The sequence below is a fragment of the Methylosinus sp. Sm6 genome, assembly GCF_019802345.1.
Classification (GTDB): Bacteria; Pseudomonadota; Alphaproteobacteria; order Rhizobiales; family Beijerinckiaceae; genus Methylosinus.
In genome coordinates, this window is sequence record NZ_JAINDZ010000031.1 from 1 (window position 1) to 22343 (window position 22343).

19 protein-coding genes and 2 pseudogenes are annotated in these 22343 nt (G+C 64.0%); 11 read left to right on the forward strand and 10 right to left on the reverse strand.

Features of this window, described 5'->3' with window-relative positions:
- Nucleotides 1-3: 3 nt before the first annotated feature.
- Nucleotides 4-468: an IS200/IS605 family transposase gene (gene tnpA, locus K3F48_RS18020; protein WP_255609332.1), complete on the forward strand. Its 465-nt coding sequence runs from the start codon at nucleotides 4-6 to the stop codon at nucleotides 466-468.
- Nucleotides 469-737: 269 nt separating this feature from the next.
- Here tnpA and K3F48_RS18025 read toward each other — a convergent pair whose 3' ends face one another.
- The 6 genes and pseudogenes from K3F48_RS18025 to K3F48_RS18055 form a co-directional block, all read right to left on the reverse strand.
- Complete coding sequence (locus tag K3F48_RS18025; protein ID WP_222576819.1) at nucleotides 738-1148, reverse strand: type II toxin-antitoxin system VapC family toxin; 411 nt, start codon at nucleotides 1146-1148, stop codon at nucleotides 738-740.
- Nucleotides 1145-1948, reverse strand: a complete 804-nt coding sequence (locus K3F48_RS24515; RefSeq protein WP_255609313.1) for a recombinase family protein — start codon at nucleotides 1946-1948, stop codon at nucleotides 1145-1147. The genes K3F48_RS18025 and K3F48_RS24515 overlap by 4 nt, the downstream gene beginning before the upstream one ends.
- 41 nt (nucleotides 1949-1989) lie before the next feature.
- Nucleotides 1990-2184, reverse strand: a pseudogene (locus tag K3F48_RS18040) (DDE-type integrase/transposase/recombinase); the annotation flags it as partial.
- A 144-nt stretch (nucleotides 2185-2328) separates the two neighbouring features.
- Nucleotides 2329-4098: an ATP-binding protein gene (locus tag K3F48_RS18045; protein WP_222576820.1), complete on the reverse strand. Its 1770-nt coding sequence runs from the start codon at nucleotides 4096-4098 to the stop codon at nucleotides 2329-2331.
- 129 nt (nucleotides 4099-4227) lie between these two features.
- Nucleotides 4228-4929, reverse strand: coding sequence for a response regulator transcription factor (locus K3F48_RS18050; RefSeq protein ID WP_222576821.1), 702 nt, complete (start codon nucleotides 4927-4929; stop codon nucleotides 4228-4230).
- 125 nt (nucleotides 4930-5054) lie between these two features.
- Nucleotides 5055-6398 (reverse strand): methyl-accepting chemotaxis protein, encoded by a 1344-nt coding sequence (locus K3F48_RS18055; RefSeq protein ID WP_222576822.1) that lies wholly within the window; start codon nucleotides 6396-6398, stop codon nucleotides 5055-5057.
- Nucleotides 6399-7104: 706 nt separating this feature from the next.
- Here K3F48_RS18055 and K3F48_RS18060 point away from each other — a divergent pair.
- The 9 genes from K3F48_RS18060 to K3F48_RS18100 all read left to right on the forward strand — a co-directional run bounded on the left by K3F48_RS18060 (nucleotide 7105) and on the right by K3F48_RS18100 (nucleotide 17407).
- A complete protein-coding gene (locus K3F48_RS18060) occupies nucleotides 7105-9033 on the forward strand; it encodes a methyl-accepting chemotaxis protein (protein WP_222576823.1) in 1929 nt (642 codons plus the stop codon).
- Between the two features lie 14 nt (nucleotides 9034-9047).
- A complete protein-coding gene (locus K3F48_RS18065) occupies nucleotides 9048-10583 on the forward strand; it encodes a chemotaxis protein CheW (protein ID WP_222576824.1) in 1536 nt (511 codons plus the stop codon).
- A 10-nt stretch (nucleotides 10584-10593) separates the two neighbouring features.
- The gene (locus K3F48_RS18070; protein ID WP_222576825.1) at nucleotides 10594-11676 is read left to right on the forward strand and encodes a chemotaxis response regulator protein-glutamate methylesterase; all 1083 of its coding nucleotides are present in this window, start codon (nucleotides 10594-10596) and stop codon (nucleotides 11674-11676) included.
- 52 nt (nucleotides 11677-11728) lie between these two features.
- The gene (locus K3F48_RS18075; protein ID WP_222576826.1) at nucleotides 11729-12361 is read left to right on the forward strand and encodes a HEAT repeat domain-containing protein; all 633 of its coding nucleotides are present in this window, start codon (nucleotides 11729-11731) and stop codon (nucleotides 12359-12361) included.
- The gene (locus K3F48_RS18080; protein ID WP_222576827.1) at nucleotides 12358-13212 is read left to right on the forward strand and encodes a protein-glutamate O-methyltransferase CheR; all 855 of its coding nucleotides are present in this window, start codon (nucleotides 12358-12360) and stop codon (nucleotides 13210-13212) included. The genes K3F48_RS18075 and K3F48_RS18080 overlap by 4 nt, the downstream gene beginning before the upstream one ends.
- On the forward strand, nucleotides 13212-13583 hold the full coding sequence (locus K3F48_RS18085; RefSeq protein ID WP_222576828.1) for a response regulator: 372 nt from the start codon (nucleotides 13212-13214) through the stop codon (nucleotides 13581-13583). Before K3F48_RS18080 ends, K3F48_RS18085 begins: the two co-directional genes overlap by 1 nt.
- Nucleotides 13580-16258, forward strand: a complete 2679-nt coding sequence (locus tag K3F48_RS18090; RefSeq protein ID WP_222576829.1) for a chemotaxis protein CheA — start codon at nucleotides 13580-13582, stop codon at nucleotides 16256-16258. The genes K3F48_RS18085 and K3F48_RS18090 overlap by 4 nt, the downstream gene beginning before the upstream one ends.
- On the forward strand, nucleotides 16258-16494 hold the full coding sequence (locus K3F48_RS18095; protein ID WP_222576830.1) for a hypothetical protein: 237 nt from the start codon (nucleotides 16258-16260) through the stop codon (nucleotides 16492-16494). Before K3F48_RS18090 ends, K3F48_RS18095 begins: the two co-directional genes overlap by 1 nt.
- 61 nt (nucleotides 16495-16555) lie before the next feature.
- Nucleotides 16556-17407: a ParA family protein gene (locus K3F48_RS18100; protein ID WP_222576831.1), complete on the forward strand. Its 852-nt coding sequence runs from the start codon at nucleotides 16556-16558 to the stop codon at nucleotides 17405-17407.
- A 48-nt stretch (nucleotides 17408-17455) separates the two neighbouring features.
- Here the strand turns inward: K3F48_RS18100 and K3F48_RS18105 are convergent, their stop codons facing one another.
- Nucleotides 17456-17830 carry a response regulator gene (locus K3F48_RS18105; RefSeq protein WP_222576832.1) on the reverse strand — a complete coding sequence of 125 codons (375 nt, stop codon included), beginning with the start codon at nucleotides 17828-17830 and terminating at the stop codon, nucleotides 17456-17458.
- Between the two features lie 193 nt (nucleotides 17831-18023).
- Entirely contained in the window at nucleotides 18024-19118 is a 1095-nt protein-coding gene (locus K3F48_RS18110) for a diguanylate cyclase (protein WP_255609319.1), read from the reverse strand.
- A gap of 383 nt (nucleotides 19119-19501) precedes the next feature.
- On the opposite strand from K3F48_RS18110, the gene K3F48_RS18115 reads away from it, so the two are divergent.
- Nucleotides 19502-20167 carry a transposase gene (locus K3F48_RS18115; protein WP_222576857.1) on the forward strand — a complete coding sequence of 222 codons (666 nt, stop codon included), beginning with the start codon at nucleotides 19502-19504 and terminating at the stop codon, nucleotides 20165-20167.
- 47 nt (nucleotides 20168-20214) lie between these two features.
- Here the strand turns inward: K3F48_RS18115 and K3F48_RS18120 are convergent, their stop codons facing one another.
- Nucleotides 20215-21765, reverse strand: coding sequence for a transposase (locus K3F48_RS18120; protein ID WP_222576834.1), 1551 nt, complete (start codon nucleotides 21763-21765; stop codon nucleotides 20215-20217).
- 51 nt (nucleotides 21766-21816) lie between these two features.
- Nucleotides 21817-22209: pseudogene (locus tag K3F48_RS18125) on the reverse strand (LLM class flavin-dependent oxidoreductase); the annotation flags it as partial.
- Nucleotides 22210-22343: the final 134 nt, after the last annotated feature.

Below are 22343 nucleotides of genomic sequence, written 5' to 3' on the forward strand. Positions count from 1 at the left end.
CGCCTGATCCTGCCGGCCAAAGCCGGAAATCCCAGTGTCCGCCTCGATCCAGCTACACCACGCTCTGGGACACGATCCAAATACCACGTCGTGTTCATCCCGAAATGCCGCAGGAGGACGCTTTATGGGGAACTGCGGCGACATCTCGGGGAAGTGTTCAAGAGACTGGCCGCGCAGAAGGAGAGCCGGATCGAGGAGGGGCATTTGATGCCCGATCACGTGCACATGATGATCGCGATCCCACCGAAATATGCAGTGTCGCAGGTGGTCGGATACATCAAGGGGAAAAGCGCGATCCATCTGGCGCGCGTTTACGCGGAGCGTAAACGCGGCTTCGTCGGTCAGCATTTTTGGGCGAGGGGGTATTTCGTCTCGACCGTAGGTCGAGACGAGGAGCTGATCCGAGAATATATCCGCAACCAGGAACGAGAGGATGCGCGATTGGATCAGTTGAATCTGTGGCGATGACGCCGCGCGGCCGCCTTTAGGCGGCCAACAGAAGTTGGGGCCGCGTCAGCGACCCCATAGCCGCTTTGAGCGGCTCACATCCTAAAGCCCCCGGCTTTGCCGGGGGATACTTACAGGACGAGCATTTCAGTCTGGGGCGAGACGCGCTCGGCGCGGCGTGGCGCTCGACAGTTTGGCGACCGATCGCATCTCGCAAGCCGGCGGACGAATTTCTCTCGAAATCCACGACGTTTCTGGAGCCGTCATGCGACTTGGCGGCCCGCCTTGAACTATCCGGCGACGTCCCAGTTTTCCATTCTCAGCGGTTCAGGAACACGAGAGAACGCCTTATCCTTCGTCACCAGCACGGCGCTTGCGGCGACGGCGTGGCCGGCGATCATCATGTCGAGCGGTGCGAGCGACACGCCCTTCGCTTCGCACGACGCTCGCAGATCGGCGTAGGTCCGCGTCACGTCGCTATCCCAGGCCAACACATCGACCCGCAAAAGAAACTGCCTGACGCGCTCGGTCAGGACAGCAGGGTAGTTGCGCTTCGCGAGGCCATAGAGCAACTCGCCTTCCGTCACGGCGGATATGGCGATCTCCTCCATCGGGAGCGAAGCCAGCCGATGGCTAATTTCCGGCCGGTCTCCCCTGATGACATGGCTCGCGATATTAGTGTCGAGCAGATATAAGCTCATTCCTTCCAGCCCTCGAAGGGATCGCGGACGGAATCGCGGTCCTGGCGCGGCTGGTCGCGGTCAGCCGGACCCATGAAGTCGCCAGGCACGTCGCCTTTGCCGTAAAGCTCGAACAGGCCGTCCCATGAATCCGGCTTGCTGGAGAGGATCACGTCGCCCGTTTTCGGGTCACGGCGCACGAAGACCTCACTCCCCTCGAAACGGAATTCCAAGGGAAGTCGCACCGCTTGGCTGCGTCCGGTCGTAAAGAGCTTGGCGGTTTTCGTTCCCATGGTCGCCTCACAACGCTGATAGCTACCATGATATATGGCAACGACGGTAGATATCAAGATAGGAATCGGCAGGCAGCCATCCATTCTGGCAGAACCGACCATATGACGGGTCATCGTGGGATCTTCCACATAAAACGCACTCCAAGAAATTATCTTGGATGGTGGAGTGGCGCGGGCATGGGAGACGAACCGTGAGATCGTCCCGCGGTGGACATTGAAGAGCCGGGCCATTTCGGCGGCAGATTTGCGCCTGGAGGCGACGGCTTCGACGATTTCTTTCTTCTGCTCCGTGGATATCCGAGGCTTTCGGCGGGGAACGCGGCCTTTCTCGTGGGCTTCGCGTAGGCCGGCACGGGTGCGCTCGCGGATCACCTCGCGCTCGAACTCGGCGAAGGAGCCGAGCATCTGCATCGTCATGCGGCCGGCGGGGCCGGACGTGTCGATCGACTCGGTGAGCGAGCGGAACTTTGCTCCCATGGCGTCGATGCGTTCGAGAATGACCCGCAGATCCTTGAGCGAGCGCGACAACCGATCGGCCGCGTCACTCGCTTCACCGCTCGATGGTCCTATTCCACAATATTATTGAGGTATTTGATGCGGCGGATTTCGATGTCCGCTTCATGCTCCGCATTATCGCTTTCGATCGCCGCCGTGTTGGCGCCGCTCTTTTCGATCGTGATCTTCTCCAGCGCGCCATGTTGCCCGATCGCCTTGCGCACGAAGCGCAACGCGGCTTTGCAGTCCCTCTTGGCCGTTAGCAGGAAATATCCCACTATTCCGCCTGCTCCACGTCCGGCGATCGTAGCCCCAACCGACCCGCAATAAAAATTTGCGACAGAGCCAAATTTGCACCGCAGCCACAAAAATGACCGCCCGACGGCTGCTCGCTGACGCGGCGGCTGGACCCGCTATTGCCGATCGTCGCCCTCGTCGAAACGTTGGCCGCGGACGGGGGTCTCCTGCCGGGGAAACCAGAGCCGCACATTCGTGCCCTTTCCGGGCTCGGAGGCGATCGACACGGCGCCTCCGGATTGCTCGACGAAGTCGAAGACCATGCTGAGGCCGAGCCCGGTTCCGCTTCCCGTCTCCTTCGTCGTGAAGAAAGGTTCGAAGGCCCGCGACAGTGTCTCGCGATCCATGCCGTTGCCGGTGTCGGAGACCGTGATCGACACATAGCGGCCGGGATTTAGATCGATAGGCTTGGAAGGTTGCCGGGCGTCTATCTCGACGTCCGCCGCCTCTATGGTGATCGAGCCGCCGCTCGGCATGGCGTCGCGGGCGTTGAGGCAGAGGTTGAGAATAGCGTTCTCGAATTGCGAGACGTCGGCCAGAACGTAGAGCGGCGCGCCGACACTGATGGAGCAAACGGCGATATGGCTTCCGATCACGCGGTCGAGGAAGGATGTCAATCCTGCGACGACCTCCGCCACGTCGATCACGCTCGGATCGAGCGGCCGTCGCCGCGCGAAAGCCAGCAGGCGGCTCGTGACGGCCGCGGCCTTCTGGGCGGTGACGCGCACCAGCTCGGCCCAGCTGCGACGCGGGTCGTTCGCCAGCAGGCCTGCCTCGAGCGCCTCGGCATTGCCCATGATGACCGTCAGCAGATTGTTGAAGTCGTGCGCGACGCCGCCGGTGAGCTGGCCGAGCGCGTCGAGACGTTGCATGTGCCGAAGCCGTTCATCGGCGGCTCGCTGCTGCGTCACATCGGCGATCATCGCGCAAAAGGCCCGCTGATCGCGCCATTTTATCGCGGCGACCCGCAGCTCGAGATCGAGCCGCGCGCCGTCGAGCCGCCGCGCCGTGAAATCGAATCGCGCCGGCGCGGGCCGCGCAAGCGCGAGAGCGGTCAGATGGATGGTCAAGCGCTGATGCGTGTCGGGCGTCAGATGTCGAAGCAGCGCGACGCGCAGATCGGTCCAGGCGAGAATCCCGCGCTCGTCCGCATAGCCCAGCAGTTCCGCCAGCGCCTTATTGGCGGCGATGGGCGCGAAATTCTGATAGACGAGGATCGCGAGCGGGGATTTGTCGATCAAGGTCTCGAGAGCCTCCCCGATCTCCTGCCGACGCTCTCGCGTCAGCCTGTCGTCGGTGATGTCGATATGAAGGACGAGCGCGCCTCCGGAAGCGTCGTCGGTCAGAGGCGCGACGATCAGTCGAAGCCATACGTGCGAGGAGAGCGATGCGATGCGGCACTCCTGGCTGAAGCTCCCGCGCCGGCGGTCGAGCACGGCCTCGATCGCCGTGATCGCCTCGGCCGCTTCAGCGCAGCCGCACGAGCTCTCCCGCCGCCAGAAATCGAGATAGTCGTCCCCGACGCGACAGCCCCGATCGTCTCCCGTTTCGGCGGCGCCGGCTCGCCAGGCGGCGTTGACGACGCGAATGTCGCCTTCGGCGCCGAGCAGCGCCGCATGCATGGGGATCGCCTCGAGAATGGCGTCCCGTTCCGCCTCGGCCCTGCGGCGGGCGGCCGCCTGATCCCGAAGATGCGCCTGGACGACGGGCAGCCGCAGCAGAGAGCCGGAGGCCTGCGCCAGCGCGTCGGCATGCGCCTCGGTCAGATCGAGGATGCGCTGCTGAGTCGCGTGCAGGCCATCGAACAGCCGGGCCAGCTCGTCACGGGCATCATGTTCGGGGCTGTCTTCTGACGTCACATCGGGCTCGCCGCGTAATATGAGCATGTCGAACGACATCGACACGTCGCCGAGAGCGCCGACGACACGCCGGTTGATAGCGCAGGCGGAGTCGAGTCAACGCCATATTCACGCCGCTTTGCGGTCGACGCGGCGCGCCGGCTCGGGCGAAAGTGCCTATGAAGCAGAGCTCTCGAGCTTGTATCCGGAGCCGCGAACCGTCTGCAGGAGAGCGACGCTGTCCGAGTCGAGGCTGGCGAGCTTCGCGCGCAACCGTCCGATATACACGTCTAGGGTTTTGTCCCCGGAGACATACTCGCGAAAGAACGCATGCTTGTAGATCGCCGACTTGCTGCAGCTGCGTCCCGCATTCTCGTGGAGATAGCCCAGAATGCGCCCTTCAGTGTCGGTGAGCCCCACCATCCGGTCGTGACGGCGCAGCCGCCGGGTCTGCAGATCGCAGACGATCCTCCCGATCTGAAAGATCGTGGGAGCGGCGGCGCGAGACGTGCTCGCGCGCATCGTGACCAGCCGGGCGATGCGCGCCTGCAGCTCTCGCACCGACAAGGGCTTCATCAGATAGTCGTCGGCGCCGACGTCGAAAGTGCCGGCGCGCGTCTCGGCGGTTCCCCAGCCCGAGATCATCACGATCGGCACCGAGGACGTGCGTCGAATCGACCGCAGAATGCTGAGGCCGTCGCCATCGGGAAGATGAATGTCGACGACGATAGCATCGAAGAAGGCGAGTTCTGGACCGAGGATCAGGCTGAGCGATTGGCTGTAGCTCGACGCGAAACGAAGGGCGTCGCCGGGGGTCGGCCAAGCATTGCGGATCGTCTGGCAGACCGCTGGATCGTCGTCGATGATCAATATGTCCATGTCGCCCTCGACCTGGCCTCTCCTTTGTTCGATGCGCGACGTCGCGACCGATGAATGAATTTCGCCGCTCGCGCCACCGCCGCTCGTCGGAGGGGAAAAGCGTGAACCATCGGGGCCGGCCGCCTTCAGAACAACTCGATCCGCGGAGCGACGTCGACAACAGCCCTGCCGCGGCTCGCGAGCCGATGGACGTTGCGCTGCTCCTCGGTCACATAGTCGGACGACAGACCATCCAGGAGATCGGCGAGGCTCGGCTCGCCCAGCGGGGGGCGGCCGGCTTCGTCCAGCCTGCCGCGGAGCGTGGCGATATGCGCTCCCACCGCTGAGGACATTTCGACGAGCTGCTCGACTTGCTGACGGACGATATCCTGGAACTGGATGCTGCCCATCATCGCCATGATGGGCTCAGCGAGACGCTCGTTCTCGTTGGCCATCTGCTTGATGAGGTCGGCATGATAACCGCGGACTTGCTGTTGCAGAACTCGGGCGAGATTTCCCGATAGTCCGTCGAGAAAGGATGCGATTCTTTCCATCGCTTCCCGATGATGCTTCTCGCGAGTCTCGGATTGCGTCAGCAGGCTGTCGCTGATCGACGTCATCAGCGCGTGGACGCGCGCATGCAAATTGTTCGCCAGCTGCTGCACCTCATCGGCGAGCGTGCGAATTTCCATGCCGATGATGGAAAAGCCCGGACCCAGCTCGCCGGCGCGCGCGGCCTCGATCGACACATTGAACGACAGCATGGTCGTCTGCTTGGCGATTCGGCGCACGTCGTGGAGGGCGGTGAGCAGTTCTTTCGTTTCGTCGGCGATCTTGCAGCGGAACTTCTCCGCGTTCGCCGCCTCGTTCCCTTCCCGTGTCCGTTCCCTCGCGCCGAAATCGTCGAGGAGAGCTTTGTAGGCGGACAGGCTCTGCTCGATATCGCACAGAGCCTCGTTGATGCGATGCTCGGACTGGCCCTGGCGCTGTCGAATGAGATCGAGAAGAGTGTCGAGCCGTCGGTCGACCGCGGACAGATCGGAGAGCAGCGCCTCGGCGGCTTCGCTGCTGGTGTCGCTGATGGCCCGGAGCTGACGATTCAATATATCGACATACAGCGGAAAGCCGTCGAAGGTCGTGACGAGAGTCTCGAAGTCGGTTCGTTCCACGACGGCCATGGCGACAGGCGGCGCGGCGGCAATGGACGCGGTCGATTCGGCCTCGCTCGCGGGGGCCGTCTGGTCGAAAGCCGCCTGCGGTCCTTTTTCGTTCCGAACGAGAGCCGTCCGGCCGTTCTCGACGGCGACGTCCTTCGCCAGGCGATAGCCGGCGAGCAGAGCGCCGAAAGCGACGAGCGACGTCGCGCCGGTCGGCGGCCTCCAGAGCGACAGGTCGACGCCGATCGCGGCGGCGGCCGACAACACGGCCACGGTCAGGGCGCCCCGAGGCAGGCTCGCGCCGAGCGACGGCTTTCGATCGATCTGGTTCATCTCGTCTTCCCTCCTCGTTCGATCGAGACGCCGTCCTCGCCGCTTCTCGAGACCGGCTGGCGCGCTCTCGAGCGTCCAGTCGATCGCGCGCGCCGAGCATCGTCGCGACGAAGAGGTCGAGGCCGATTGCAGCCACGAAAGATCGCCATCGAACGCCGTCGGGCTTCCGAGACGGCTTTCGGCCGCTGCCGAAAGCGGCGCGTGGCTTTTCCGAGAGCGCGCTCCCGAATGGTCTTCGGGCAGAGTGAGCGATACGCTCTTAAATAAAGCTCTTCCGATTGTAAAATTGGGTAAACTCCGGCCGTTGCCGCAATATCGGCGAACCGCTTCGACGCCTGCGCTCGGTCGCTCGACCCCCGCCTTTTCCGCGCGCCATCGAAACAGCGAGATCACTCGTGGATCACGAAAATATACTCTTGTCATTGTGCGGCAGAACGCACGATCTGCAACGATATTTTCGATCGCCGACCCGATCGCTCGATCGAAACAACGCCACGATTTGCTTGGCGCGATCTGCGACTGCTCCCTCCAATAGCGCAAACGTAAACCTGGGTAAAATCTAGCATTTGAAATAATGTACAATGGTAAAATAATGTAAACTCAAATATATTTTGAAACTATATTACTAATATTCCATCCCCGCGCAAGCAACGTAGAATAGTAATTCGCTCCGTCTTGGTTTGCGTCCGATAACGGAGCGGAGAGGATGACGATCGTCAAAAAATACCAGAGGCAGATAAACGACGCGATGACCGAGGTCGTTCAGGCGCGCGCGTCTGGAGCGGGATCGCGTGACGCCGATCAGCAGCGCAAGCGGGCGCGCACGCTCGCCAAGCAGCAGCAGGCCGCCGAGCGCATCGCCGCGGCGACGGCCGAGATCTCCAGCGGCGTCAAGGACGCGGCCTCCTCTTCCGAGGAGCTGAAGCGGGCGACGGACCAGATCGCCTCGGGCGCCGCCGAAGCGGCCAGCGCCGCGCAGGAATCGCTGGTGGCGTGCCGCACGATGGGCGAAGCGATTTCCCGCCAGCTCCGCGCCACCGAGATGAGCCAGACCAAGGCGGAGGCCACGACGGCGCTGGTTCAGCGCGCCGGCGCCGAGATCGCCACGCTCATCTCCAATGTGTCGACCGCCGCGGACCGGCAGGCCGGTTCCGTGAAGCTCATCGCCGAGCTCGAGCGGCAGGCCGCCAATATCGGCGATATCGTCAAGGCCGTCGGCCGCATCGCCGATCAAACCAATCTGCTGGCCCTCAATGCCGCCATCGAGGCCGCCCGCGCCGGCAAGCACGGCAAGGGCTTCGCGGTGGTCGCCGACGAAGTGCGCACGCTGGCGGAGACCTCCGAGAAGTCCGCCAAGCAGATCGCCGATCTCGTCGGGCAGATCCAGGTCGACGTGAAGGCGATCACCGAAGGAATCAACACCTCGGCCGAAAGGATCAACGGCGAGGTCGAGAAGGGAAAGACCATCGGCGAGCAGCTCGAGCAAATCCGCGGCAGCGCCCTCGAGATCGTCGATGGCGCGCGCGAGATCGCCACCGGCGCGACGCAGTCGAACGCCGCCGCGCTCCAGGCCCTGAAAGGCTCGGAGGAAATCGCGGCGGCCGCCGAGCAGCAATCGGCCGCCGCCGAGGAATCGGCCAAGTCGGTGCAGGAGCAGGCGCAGGCTCTCGCCGAATGCGAGCAGACCGCGCAGGCGCTGACCGAGCTCTCAGAGGATCTGCGCAATTCGACCGACATAGCGAAGAGCTCCGAAGAAGTGGCCTCCTCCTCCGAAGAGCTTTCGACCGCCATTCAGGAGATCAATCGTTCCGCGACGCAAATCCTGGCGGCGCTCGACGAGATTCGCCGCGGCACGCAGACGGCGGCCTCCGCCACCGCCGAGAGCGCCGCCGCCATGGGACAGATCGAGCGTGGGCTGGAGATCGCGCAGGCGCGATCCCAGGCGAGCGTCGACAAGCTCGGCGTCATCAAAACTCTGCTCGGCTCCAACAAGGCCGCCGTCGATCAGCTGATCTCCGGGATTCAGAATTCGGCCGCGGCCACGCGCTCCTCGATCGATCAGGTCAAGGATCTGGGCGTCGTCTCGCGACGGATCGACAAGATCGTCGAAGCCATCGCCAATGTGTCGATCCAGACCAACATGCTGGCCGTCAACGGCTCGATCGAGGCCGCGCGCGCTGGCGAATATGGCAAGGGCTTCGCCGTGGTGGCGACGGACATTCGCAATCTCGCCCGCGATTCGGCCGAGAACGCGGATCGCATCAAGGATCTCGTCAAGAATGTTCAGGATCAAATCCAGGCCGTCAGCCGCGATCTCGACGAGATCGTCGAAGCCGCGCTCGTCGAGGTGGAAAAAGCCAAAGCGACGACAGCCTATCTCGTGACGATCGAGAACGACGTCTCGGACGTGGAGCGCGGCGCCGTCGACATATCGGCGACCGCCAACGAGATCGCCGCCGCGATCGGCCAGGCGAAGCGGGGTGTGGAGCAAATCTCCGCCGCCGCCCAGCAGGCGGAGCGCGCCGCCGACGAAGCCGCCGCCGCCGCCCGCCAGCAGTCGCAGGGCGCGGAAAGTCTCACCAATGCGGTCGAGCAGGTCGCCTCTCTCGCCGACGAATTGCAGACGGCCGCCTGACGGGAGCGCTTCAGATGTCTTCAGACGACATGGTCCTCGACGAGGAAGACGCGCCCGAGATCGAGACGAACGACAATCAGTTCGTCACCTTCCATGTGGCCGGCGAAATTTTCGCGGCCCCGATGGCGCCGGTGCAGGAGATCATACGGGTGCCGGGGCTGGCGCAGGTGCCGCTCGCGCCGCTTTCGCTGCTCGGCCTCGCAAATCTGCGGGGCCGCATACTGCCGATCGTCAATCTGCGGCGAATCTTCGGCCTCCCCGATGTCGAGGAGAACGAAGCGACGCGAGCCCTGGTCATCAACCTCGGCTCGCCGCTCGGCTTCGTGGTCGATCGCGTGGCGAGCGTGATCGCGGTCGACAAGGCCAGCATCGAGCCGGCCGCCTCGATCGGCGCCATCGGCGACTCCAAATATCTTACCGGAGTCGTCAAGAACGCCAATGGCGAGCTGATCATGATCCTCGACTTTTCCGCCTTGATCGAACGGGAGTTCTCGAGCGCGATGGCCCGTCGGACGATCGGCCTCGACATGGCGAGCGAGGCCGCGGTCGATCGCGAGCCCAATGACGACGACGCCAATGCGGACGAGATCCAGCTCGTCTCCTTCCACATCGACGGGCAGGAATATGCCGCGGACATCGTCGCTGTTCAGGAGATCGTGCAGATGCCCGAGCGGATGGCGGCGGTTCCCAACGCTCCATCGCATGTTCTCGGCCTGATGACGCTGCGCGAACGGCTGTTGCCGCTGGTCTCGCTGAGAGCTCTGCTCGGGCTCTCCGAGATGAGCGCCAACGATTCGCAGCGCATCGTGGTTCTCGGTCTGCGGGAAGGCCATGCCGTCGGCGTGGTGGCCGATTCTGTCGACGAGGTGCTGCGCGTGCCGCGCGAGCAAACGGAACTCCTGCCGTCGATTCTCTCGCAGAAGGGCGGACTCGAGGAAATCTCCGCCGTCTGCCGCCTCGACGGCGGCAAGCGGCTGGTGTCCGTGCTCGACACCGCCCGCATGTTCACCGACGCGGAAATGCGTCAGACGCTTGCCGCGATCAATGAAATGGAGACGGACGTGGCCGATGGTGACACAGAAGAGCAGGACACGATCGAAGACGAGGAGCAGGTCGTCGTCTTCCGGCTCGGCGGCGAGGAGTTCGGAGTTCCGATCGCCACCGTTCAGGAAATCGTGCGCGTACCCGAGGCGCTCACCCATGTGCCGAAAGCGCCGTCTTTCGTCGAAGGCGTGATCAATCTGCGCGGAGCGGTGCTGCCGGTCATCGATCAGCGCCGGCGCCTCGATCTGACCACGATCGAGCGCAACGACCGTCAGCGGATCATGGTCTATGCGATCAGCGGACGACGGACCGGCTTCATCGTCGATTCGGTGACCGAGGTGCTGAAGATCCCGCGCGCGACCATCGAGCCCGCGCCGAAGCTGTCCGCAGATCAGCACCGGATTCTCGGACGCGTGGCCAATCTCGAGAGTCAGAAGCGCGTGATCATGCTGATGGATCCCGACGCTCTGCTCTCGGACACGGAACTCGGCGAACTCGCTGCGTGAGCATCCGCACATGGGACTGAAAGTTCTCGTCGTCGACGACTCGGCGCTGATGCGCAAGCATCTGACCTCGCTTCTCGCCTCGGAGGGGTTCGAGATCCGCGCCGCCCGCAATGGGCGGGAGGCTCTTTCCGAGCTCGTCGTCTTTCAGCCCGACGTGATCACGCTCGACATCAACATGCCGGAGATGGACGGCCTCACCACCCTTTCCCACATCATGACGGAACGGCCGACGCCGACCGTCATGGTGTCCTCGCTGACCAAGAGGGGCGCTCTTGCGACCTTCGAAGCGCTGGCGCTCGGCGCGGTCGATTATATCGCCAAGCCCGGCGGCACGATCTCGCTCTCGATCGACGACATCGCGCGCAAGCTCGTCGAGAAGGTGAACATCGCCGCGAGAGCCCGCGTCAAAGGCCGTATCGAACGCAGGCTCACGGATGCGCCCGCAACGGCGCGCCCTCTCGCGGCGCAAGCGGCGCCCATGCGCGCGCGCGCACGCGCCTATGCGACCCAGCCGGCCGCGTTCGGCCTGGTGCTCGTAGGCGTATCCACAGGCGGTCCGCGCACGCTCGAGGAAATTTTGTCGCGACTGCCAGCCAATCTGCCCTGGCCAGTGCTGATCGCCCAGCATCTTCCGGCCGCCTTCACCGCGTCGTTGGCCAATCGCTTGAACGGCGTCTGCGCGCTCCATGTCGAGGAGGCGACCAATATGAAAGAGATTCTCCCGGGCAATGTCTATATCGGCCGAGGCGGATCCGACCTCGCCGTGGCGCGGCGAGGCGGTCGCCTCGTCATGCTCAATCAACCGGAGTCTCCAGATCATAATTGGCATCCGTCGGTAGAAATTCTGGTGTCGACCGCGCTCGACAACGTGCCGCCCAAGAGCCTCGTCGCCGTCCAGCTCACCGGAATGGGAAACGACGGGGCCGAAGCGATGGCCGAGCTGAAAGCGGCCGGCGGCAGGACCATCGCCGAAAGCGAGGAGACGGCCGTTGTTTTCGGCATGCCAGCGGAGCTGATCAAACGCGGCGGAGCCTCCTGCGTTCTGCCGAGCGGCCGGATCGCCGATCAGATCAGGCTGTGGCTCACCCATTGAAGGCGGTCGCGACGACAAAGCGGCGCGCACATTTGCTCGAGGGAACAAACGCATGCCGATTCGCAAGGCGACACATGCAACGCCCGTCGAGCCCGACGAGACGGTCCGTCCGTCTCGCGAGCTCGGCGAATTGATCCAGCTGATCCAGAAGGGAGCGATCGCGCAACGGCTCGACGCCGCGCATAGTCTCGTGGCCTTCGGCGAAGTCGCGGCGGAAGCGCTTTGCGCCGCGCTGTTGAACGAGGCGGACCACGCGCTTCGCGACGCCATCGCCGTCTCTCTCGCGCGTGTCGGCGGACGCAGCGTCGTGAGCGGGCTAGCGCCGATGCTCCGCTCCAACGACCCCGCCATTCGCAACATCGCCGTAGATATATTGAAGGAGCTGCCACATGACGTGGCGCCGCTCATGGAGACGCTCCTCGGCGATCCGGACCCGGATGTGCGCATCCTCTTGGTCAATGTTCTCGGTTCTTTGCGTCACGCCAAGGTCGAATCGTGGCTGATCGGCGTCGTCGACCGCGACGAGAACGTCAATGTGGTCGCGGCGGCCATAGAGGCGCTCGTCGAGATCGGCGGCGCGGCCGCTCGAGGCGCGCTGTCGCGAGCGGCCGACCGCTTCTCCCATGAGCCCTTCATCGTCTTTTCCGCCGAAAGCGCTCTCCATCACATCAGCAGCCGCGCATGATGGCCACGACCACGATCAGCGCTGAGGATTTCGCCCGCTTTGCGGAGTTCTTCTATCAAAAGACCGGCATTCTGTTCGACGACAGCAAGCGCTATTTCGTCGATCGACGGCTCGCCGATCGCATCAAGGCGACCGACAGCGTCGACGTCCCCGCCTATCTCAGGCTGCTTCGACTGGACATATCGGGCCGGGAAGCGCAGGCGCTGACCAATCTGATGACGGTCAACGAGACCTACTTTTTCCGCGAGGCCTATCAGTTTTCCTGCCTGACCGATCATCTGCTCGGCGAGATCATACGCAGCAAGCGCTCGGCGGAGCCGATCCGCATCTGGTCGATGCCGTGCTCCACTGGCGAGGAGGCTTATTCCATCGTCATTCATCTGATGGAGCGCTGGGGCGCCATCGACAGCTACGATGTCGAGATCCTCGCTTCCGACATCGACACGCATGTCCTCGATCAAGCGCGCAAAGGCGTCTACTCGCCGCGCTCCGTGCAGAGCATTTCCGCCGATCTGCTCGCGCGCTATTTCTCGCGCCACGGACATGGCGCCTGGCAAATCAGCTCGGATCTTCGCGACTCGGTCGAGTTCATCCGGGCCAATGTCATCGATCGGCCGGACATGTCGCGCTTCGCGAAGATGGACGTCATCTTCTGCCGCAACCTGCTCATCTATTTCGACGACATGTCGCGGCGGGCGGCGGCGGAGGCGTTCTATGAGGCCATGAACCCCGGCGCCTTCATCTGCCTCGGCCATTCCGAATCGATGAGCCGCATTTCGAGCCTGTTCAAAGCGCGTCGCTTCGGCTCGACGATCGTCTACCAGAAGCCACTGCTCGGGGAGGCGCTGTGATGAAGAAGGCTCTCGTCGTCGACGACGCCACGACCATGCGCATGTATCACCGCCGAATTCTCGTCGACCTCGGCTTCGAGGTCGACGAATGCGTCAATGGCGTCGAGGCGATCGAGAAGTCGCTGCAGACGCGCTACGATCTCTTCGTCGTGGACGTGAACATGCCGAAGATGGACGGATACCGCTTCTTGAAGGAGCTGCGCTCGCGCCGCGACGTCCACCAGGCGCCGGCGATCATGGTGTCGACCGAATCGGAGGCCAAGGATCGCCACGCCGCCTATGTCGCCGGCGCCAATGTCTATCTCACCAAGCCGCGGCATACGGGCGCGCTGTTGCGCGCCGCCGCTCTTTTGACGGGGGAGGTCCAGTGAATCCGCTTCTCCAGCAATTTCTCGTCGAGGCCCGCGACTATCTCGATCAGATCGATCACAAGCTCCTGCTGCTCGAGGAGGCTCCCGAGGACGACGCGATCATCGGCGAGATTTTTCGATTGGTTCATACGCTCAAAGGCAATTCCGGCCTCTTCGACATGCCGAGCCTGACGATCGTTCTGCATGCGGCCGAGGATGTCCTCGATCGGGTGCGCGATCACACGCTCCTGATCGACCCGGAGCTGACCGATGCGCTGCTCGCAGCCCTCGATTTCGTCAATCGCCTGCTCGACGACGTCGAGGCGACCGGCGCCGTTCCCGCCCGCTACGCGGACGACGCGTCGGAGCTCGCGGGCGCCTTGCGTGACAGGCTGCCCGAGCGAAGCGAGACCGGAGACGACCCGAGCAGACAGGCGTGCGCGCCGCTCGAGCCGCCCGCGGACTGGTTCTGGTTGAGCGCCATTCCCGACCTCGAACGTCTCGAGGCTTTCGAACGGCTCGCGCCAGACGAGAACGCCGTCGCGGTGCGCTATCGGCCGGAGCCCGACTGCTTCTTCAAAGGCGAAGATCCGTTGCAGCTGCTGCGGACGACGCCGGGGCTTCTCTTGTTCGACATCGGGCCCGCCGAGCCATGGCCGGAGCCCGACAGCCTCGACGTCTATCGCGCCAATCTCGTCGTCGACGCCTTGACCAGCGCAAGCCTCGAGGAGATCGAGCGCCATTTCCGCTATGTGCGGGATCAGACGGCGATCTATGAGATTCCCCGCTACGCGCTGGCGCTTCCCGAGGCGTCATTGGCGATCGACTCGACCGATATGATCGCCTCGGCGTTCCTGGACGAAGCGCGCAGGCTCACGGCCGCCGCCGATTGGAGAGGGCTGAGCGCGGCGGCGGAAGCCGCCCTCGACGTCATCAATCCCACGCGAGCCTGCGTATCCGCGCTACGCTGGATCATGAAGATCGCGGGCTCGACGGATCGCGCCGACATCGTCGAGCCCTTGATCGCCGCAACCGTCGGCGGGCCGGCGCGGCCCGACTGGCGCGCCGTCTCCGTCGCGGGAGCGCTCCGAGGCGCCGGCGCGCCGCTGGCGGAGCGCGCGATATCCGACCGCTCGAACAGTTCCGACGAGACGGCCGTGAGCTATCGCGCACTGGCGCTCGCGCAAATCGAAATGCTGTCACTTTCGACGACGGTCGCGGAGCAGCCGGGGCGCATCGCCTCGGTCCGCAATGCGCTTTGCGGACTGCTGACCTCCGCCGGCAGGACGGACGCGCTCGACGAGCTCGACAGGACGGCGGCAGCATGCGACGAACATGCAGATGCGAGCGGGCTCGTCGCCTTCATTCGTTCGGTCGTGTTGAACGAGGAAGCGGCCGCGTCCGTTAAGCCGGCGCTCGCTGTCGCGGGCGGCGGAAATTCATCGGAGCCGCTCGACGCGCGCGAGGCGGCGCCGCTTTCGGCTAAGCGGTTCGCCGCCGAACCCTCTCCAACGGACCGCGGCGTGCGCGTGCTGAAGGTCGGTCAGGAGAAGGTCGACCGACTGATGGATCTGATCGGCGAGATGGTGGTCGCCAAAAATGCGCTTCCCTATCTCGCCGCACGCGCGGAGGTCCATTACGGCTCACGCGAGCTGAGCCGCGAGATCAAGGCGCAATATGCGATCATCAACCGCATCGCCGAGGAGATGCAGGACGGCATCATGCAGGTGCGCATGCTGCCGGTCGGCGCGATCTTTCAGCGCTTTCCACGCCTCGTGCGCGACGTGGCGCGGCAGCTCGGCAAATCGGTCCGGCTGACCATCGAAGGCGAGGAGACCGAAGCCGACAAGAACATCGTCGAATCGCTCGCCGATCCGATGATCCATATCCTTCGCAACAGTCTCGATCACGGACTCGAGCCTCCCGACGTTCGCCGGGCTGCAGGAAAGCCCGAGGAAGGCCGGCTCACGGTGCGCGCCTTTCAAGAGGGCGACCGCGTTCTGATCGAGGTGGAGGACGACGGCAAGGGGATCGATCCCGAGGTGATCAAGCGCAAGGCGCTGGAGAAGGGGCTGATCGACGAGCAGCGGTTGGAGACGCTCGCCGACACTGACGCGATTCAGCTCGTCTTCGCTGCAGGCTTCTCGACCGCCGAGCAGATCTCCAGCCTCTCGGGGCGCGGCGTCGGGATGGATGTCGTCAAGTCGAGCCTCGAGAAGGTCGGCGGACAGGTCCAGCTGACCAGCGAGAAGGGCAAGGGCGCGCGCATTCTCCTGTCGCTGCCGCTGTCGATCAGCGTCTCGAACGTCATGATGGTGGACATCGGCGGCCAGCACTACGGCGTGCCGATCGATGTGGTGGTCGAGACCGTGCGGGTGGCGCGCAAGGACACGCATGTCATCAAGCAGCATCGTACCGCCGTCCTCAGAGGGCGCGTCGTTCCGCTCTACAGCGCTTATGATCTGCTCGGCTCCGTCGGCGATCCTGCGCCGAATGCCGACGACGAGTTCGCGGTGCTGGTCGCGCGCGTTGCGGGCCACACTGTCGGCGTCATCGTCGACGGCTTCGCCCAGACGATCGATGTGATCCTGAAGCCGCTCGAAGGACCGCTGGCGCATTTGACGGGTTTCTCGGGCAGCGCGCTGCTGGGCGACGGAAGCGTGCTGCTGGTGATCGATCTGAAGGAGCTGATCTGATGACGCAACGTCTGATGAAAGCCAAGGCGGTGCTCAGCGGACATGTGACGGTGGAGGCGGCCGCGTCGCTGCTGCAATGGATGATCGACCATCCGAAGGCGGAGCTGCATTTGAGCGGCGTGACGCATCTTCACGCCGCGGCGCTGCAGGCGATCGCGGCGTCGAGCAACCGCATCGCGAGCGCGCCGGAAGATCCTTTCTGCGCGAAGGCGCTGGCGCGGCTCGGCAGGACATGATGTGATCGCCGGATAGACGCGGGACTGTGAGTCCGCGGTGCACTTTCGGAGCGGGGCGTTCATGACGAGCGACGATGCCGGCGGCGGAGCCTTCGTGATCGCGGTCGCCAACCGGAAGGGAGGGACCGGCAAGACGACGACGGCGGTCAATCTCGCCGCGGGCCTCGCGCGCCGGAATCTGGCGACTCTGCTCGTCGACCTGGACAGTCAGGGCCATGCGGGGCTGGCGTTCGGCGCGGTTGCGGCGGCTGGCGAGGCCAATGTCCATCGGATATTCACCGAGGGCCCCGGGGCGCTCACTTCGGCCATCAGGCGGCTGTCGGGGCCGTCGCCCTGGCCCGATCTCGTCGTGGCCGACACACGGCGCCCGCATCCATCGGACGCGCCGCCCGACCTTCTCGCGCAGGCCTTGTCGAGCGATGCGATCCGTCGACGCTATGATGTGGTCGTCGTCGACACGCCGCCGTCCCTCGACGCTCTGATGGTCACCGCTCTCGCGGCCGCCCATGCGGTGCTGATCCCGTTCGTGCCGCATCCGCTCGCCGTCGAGGGCGTGCGGCAGTTCACCTCGATCTTCTTCAAGGTGCGCCTGAGCAGCAATCGGCGACTCCGCCATCTCGCGCTGCTGCCGGTGATGGCAAATGCGCAATTTCTGATTCACAGGCGCATGATCGACGCTGTGACGCAGGAGTTCGGCGAGCACCGTCTCGCCGGCCTCATCCGTTCGGATATTCGTCTCGCCGAAGCATTCGAGATCGGACGGCCGATATTCGATCACGCGCCTTCGAGCCGTGGGGCGCAGGACTACGAAGCGCTCAGCGAACGGCTGTCGTCGCTCTGGCGACCGAATGGCGCCGCCGCTTCGGCCATGGCGGAGGCGGTCGAAGGACTCCGCGTGCGCCGCGCCGATTGACGCGGCGGCGATCGCGACGCCGCTCCGCCATTTCGCATTCTCGCACCTTCAGGCGGCGTTCACCACCACCTGTTTGACGACTTGGACGAGGGCGAGCGCATCGACTGGTTTCACGAGCCAGCCAGTGGCGCCGGCCGCTTTCGCGGCTCCGCGCTTTTCCTGCTGCGAGTCAGTGGTCAGCACCAGTATCGGAGTGAAGCGGGTCGGGGCGAGACGACGAAGTTGTGCGATGAGCTCGACGCCATTCATGCCCGGCATGTGGTAATCGGTGATGATGAGGCTCGGCGACAAGCCGCCCTGGACCTTGGCGATCGCGGTATGGCCGTCAGTGGCCGTCGTGAAGGCGTAGCCGGCTTTCGAAAGGATGCCGGTCAGGCTCGCAAGCATCGTGGTGGAATCGTCGACCAGAAGAATGGGCTTCATTTGTGGGGGTCCTCGCGAACGGCTGGTGTCTGCGCGCGAAAGCAGATGGCGGTAAAGCGTCTTCTCTACCTTCAGCATAAGCGGCGGCGCTTAAGAATTTCTGTATGGGATCGTCGACCGGCTTCCAAAATCGAACGCCGATAATGTCTGACAGAGCGCTTTGCATCCTCTGGAGTTTTGTGACTCGGTAGAATTAGGATCCCGCGAAAACGACCCTGTTCCGCCCGGTCGCCTTCGCCCGGTAGAGCGCCGCGTCGGCTGCCCGCGTCGTCTCCCGATAGTCCGGGGCGCGCCCTTCGACCAGCGCGACGCCTACGCTCACCGTCGCCTGACCCTCGGCGAGAAACGAGGCCTCCTCGATGAAGGCGAGACGAATCCGTTCCGCGACCGCCAATGCGATCTTCTGGTCTGCCGGATAAAGGAGAGCGGCGAATTCCTCGCCGCCGATCCGCGCCAGCGTGTCGCTGGCGCGGATGTTGCGCGTCGCCGTTTCGCCGAACACGGTCAGGACGTGGTCGCCGACCGCATGGCCGAACCGATCGTTGATGTCCTTGAAATTATCGAGGTCGAAGACGAGCACCGCGCTCGTCTGATCCGCGGAGGCCGATTTCGTCGCGCGTTCGATGGCCCGGTCGAAAGCGCGCCGATTGGCGACGCCCGTCAGCGGATCGCTCATCGCAGCGATCTCACGGCGGCTCGCCAAGCGCTCCTTCGAGAGGGCGATCAAAGTGAAGCCGAGGACTGCAGTGTAGCACGAGAGCTCCAGCCAGCGGTATTTCGTAAACGAGCTGCTCGTGAAGTGGGCGGCATCGATTTCGAGAAATGGAACCGAAACCGAAAGGATCACATCGAGCCCGGCCTGGAGCGCCGTGGCCCAGGCCGCGACGCGCGCCAGGACCAGACGCCCGTTCTGGTCGCGATTGTACGAAAACAGCTCGTAAGCCGTCATGATTTCGTAAATCGCGGCGATCGCGGCGATTGCCGCGGTCCGAAGGTGAATGTCCTGCGTCCACAGTCCAGACAGCCAGACGAGCCCCCCGAGCAGCGCCGAACGAGATCGAAGAGGTCTGTCGGCGAAAACCGCGGCTCCCGTCCAGAGAAAGCCGCACGACCACAGCATGAGGGCGTTGCCGAGGACGATCGAGAGCGATTCGATCTGATTGCGGAACGCAAAGCAGAAAGCCGAGCTTCCCGCCATCAGGAAAGCCGCGGCCCACCAGCACAGTTCTCTCGCCTCCTCGTCGCTGCGCCAGATCACATAAATAAAGGCGCACAGAAGCAAGAGCATGAATGCGCTGAATAGAAACAGTGTCGGCGCCAAAGCGATCAAGGCGACTCCAGATGTTGCGAATACGCCGTTACGGTGGGGCTGCCGAACGAAACGTCGAACACGGATAGGTCCAAACGACTTTCGTCGGCAATAACCGAGCGATGGTCGGAGTCAGAACAGATCGCAATGGTTAAATGTTTATTGATAACGGCTATTCCGCGACGATCGACGGTTATCGCGGGTCGGTTGGGGCTTCGATCGACGTGACGCCGGCGCACTTCGAGATCGTCGTCACACGCCGTCCCAAATAAACGCCTGCCGGAGCTGCGAGGGTGAGGTCGCGCAGGCGCCGGCGCAAGAGCGGTTGATCGAGAACGGCGTGCCGATCGAGGCGCTCGAGTATCGCTGACCCGAAGGCCTTTCGATCAGGAAGGGGTTTCTCGGCTTGGGTCGGGGTCGCGCCAAAGCAAAACTCCAGCGGCGGCAAGGAGAGGCTCGGCGGGATCACAAAGCAGGGCGACCGAGATCTGCGCAGTCTGTTCACGGCTGGCGCCATGGCAAACATCCGCTACGCCAAGCTCCATGGAACCACGCATCGGCCCTGGACGGACGGTAACACGGCGAAGTTCGATTTTGGAGAGGCGGAAGGGTGTCGGATCGAGGCGCGCTTCGATGGCGGGACGTTGACCTCGAACGCGGGCGCGCCGCTGCTCGGCAAGGTCGAGGCCAGCCCCTCCAAGACACCTTCCGCCCTTACGAATCCCCCGCAGCGACTTCTTCGATGCGGCTTAGCGAACAATTTGGAACAGATTCCACGATTACCCGGCACCCGCGCCTTGTGTCACATCGATGGCGGACGCAAAGGGCTCGAAATCGGCGACCGTCAGTCGGTAGAGCCTCGTCCCCTCTCGCTCGCCGCTGTCAGGCAGGAGATGGAACCCCATTTTGTCGAAAAAATCCGCAATGAGGCCGTTGCGATCGGTGCGCCGATATTCGCCGACGATCTGTTCGACGCCACGCGCCGCCGCCAGCTCGACCAGCTCGTTCATCCTAAAAACCGCAGTTGAGCGAACGGTCGACTGATGGAGATACGGGTTTTCGGCTTCAGGTTGCATCAGCATGGCGCGAGGCGCTGCGGCGGACGTAGCAGGCGGCCGCCGAGGAGCGCCTGGAACGCCCGCGAGAGGATCGCGCGCCATTTTTGCCGCAACGTCGACTGCTCCGCATTTTCGACGAGCCCCCGTAGGAAGGCGGCGACCGCAGCCAGCGCCTCGGCGGCCGTCCGCGCGCCGGCATGCGCGCTCGTCACGCGCAGCGTCGTCTGCCGGGCGTGCCGCGTGCGCGTCGCTATGGCCGAGAGAAACAGCGGACGGCTGGTGATCGCCTCGCGATGCAAGCGCGGCTCGGCGAGGAGCACGAATATGTTCCACCAATCGTAGAACAGCGCCATGAGCCGCGCCGACAAGCGACAGCGCGCCAGATCATGCGTCGTGAAGCCGCCCCAGCCCCATTGGTTCTTCATCTCGTCAAAAATATTCTCCGCGTCACCCCTGTCGCGGTAGAGCTGACCGAACGCTTCTGTCTCTTCCACGAGCGAGGTGACCAGAACCGAATATTCGCAAGGCTCGCCGCCATGGTCGAACTCGGGGAAGGACAGCTGCGGCGCGCCGTTCTCGTCATCATAGGACAGCCCTACGGCACCCTTCAATCGCCGGCGCAGCACGATCACGCGACGCTCGCGGCTCCATCCCAAAAGGCGAACCGCGCCTTCCTTCGCTTGAAAGCCGTGGCCCACATAGATCCATTCCTGCGCGCGGCTCAGCTTCTCGATCATGCGCACGACATTCCTGGTCAGGCGCAGCTTGAACAGATAAGGCAGTCCGCGCGCCTCGGCCTCGCGCATGACGCCTTCGTTTTCAAAGCCGCTGTCGCCGCGCAGCAGCGTCGGCCAGCAGTCGCGCGGCAGACGATCGATCAACGCCCACAGGCTCGGCGCGGCGTGCTTCGACGCATGCTCGTCGCCAGGACACACGTCGACGTCGAGCACGAGACGCGCCTGCGCCATCGAATAAGTGTGATAGCAATGGCTCGGACGTCCCGGCTTTTTGGGATTATAGCCGAGGACCGCCCCTTCCTGATGGCCGTAGAGCGGCTTGACGGTCGTGTCGACGTCGAGGATCCACGGCTCGGCCAGCAAGGGCGCCACGCAATATTGCAAATGGCCGCGCAGCCATGCCGCGCCTTCGCTCTCGTCGATCGCTTTGAAGGCGCGCCGCACTGCATCTTCGCTGACGACCTTCTTCATGCCGAGCAGCTCCGGCAGCACGGCGTCGCAGCGCAGCGCCACTATATGAGCGTAGCGCTTGTGCCCGGCGAGCATGGCGAGCATCGCCGTGCCGAGAACGTCGCGCTTCTTGGGCGCATTGGGGCTGGCATAGCGCGGCGGACAATCGGCGACGAAGGCGTCGAACAGTCCGCTCGTTTTCAGGAAGTCGATGAAGAACGGCAGCTGCCCGAGCCGCGTCATCGCCGCTTCCTGATCCCATTCGACCCGGATCGCGCCGAAGAAGCTGTCGAGATCGACGCCCGCCGGCGCCTCGCCGACCACAACCGGCGATTGCTCACCCGCAGGGTGAGCCGAAGGAAGAGAGGAATCGTCCATCATGCGCTTGATAATGCGCCTCTCGCCTCATCCCTTCAAAGGGGAAACGCCCGGATTTAGGATGAAACTGTCGACGCCGAGCGCTGCATATTCACGCAAGCGCGCCTCGACCTGCGCCGGATTGCCGACGATCGCCGTTCCTGCGCCGCCCCGCGTCAATCCGACGCCGGCCCAGAGATTGGGGCTAATCTCGAGGTCCGCGCGCGTGCGCCCATGGCCTTTGCGCAATTCGAGCATTCTCTGCTGGCCGATCGAGTCCATTCTCGCGAATGTCTGCTGCGCCTCGGCAATCGCCCCGTCGTCTAAGCGGCTGATGAGAGAGTCCGCCGCCGCCCAGGCTTCGTCCTCCGTCTCGCGCACGATCGCGTGAAGCCGCACTCCGAAGCGGGGCGCGCGTTCAAATGCCGCCGCGCGACGCTGCACAACCGCGATCTTCTCGGCGACCGCGCGACGGTAGATCGGCGGCGAAGGCGGCGTTCGCGCAGACGAGCGCGCCCGCCGCACCGATGACGCGGTAAAGGAGATTCATCTAACTGCAGCCGGAGGCCTCCGCGTCAATCGATTCGAAGAGCAAGCGTTCA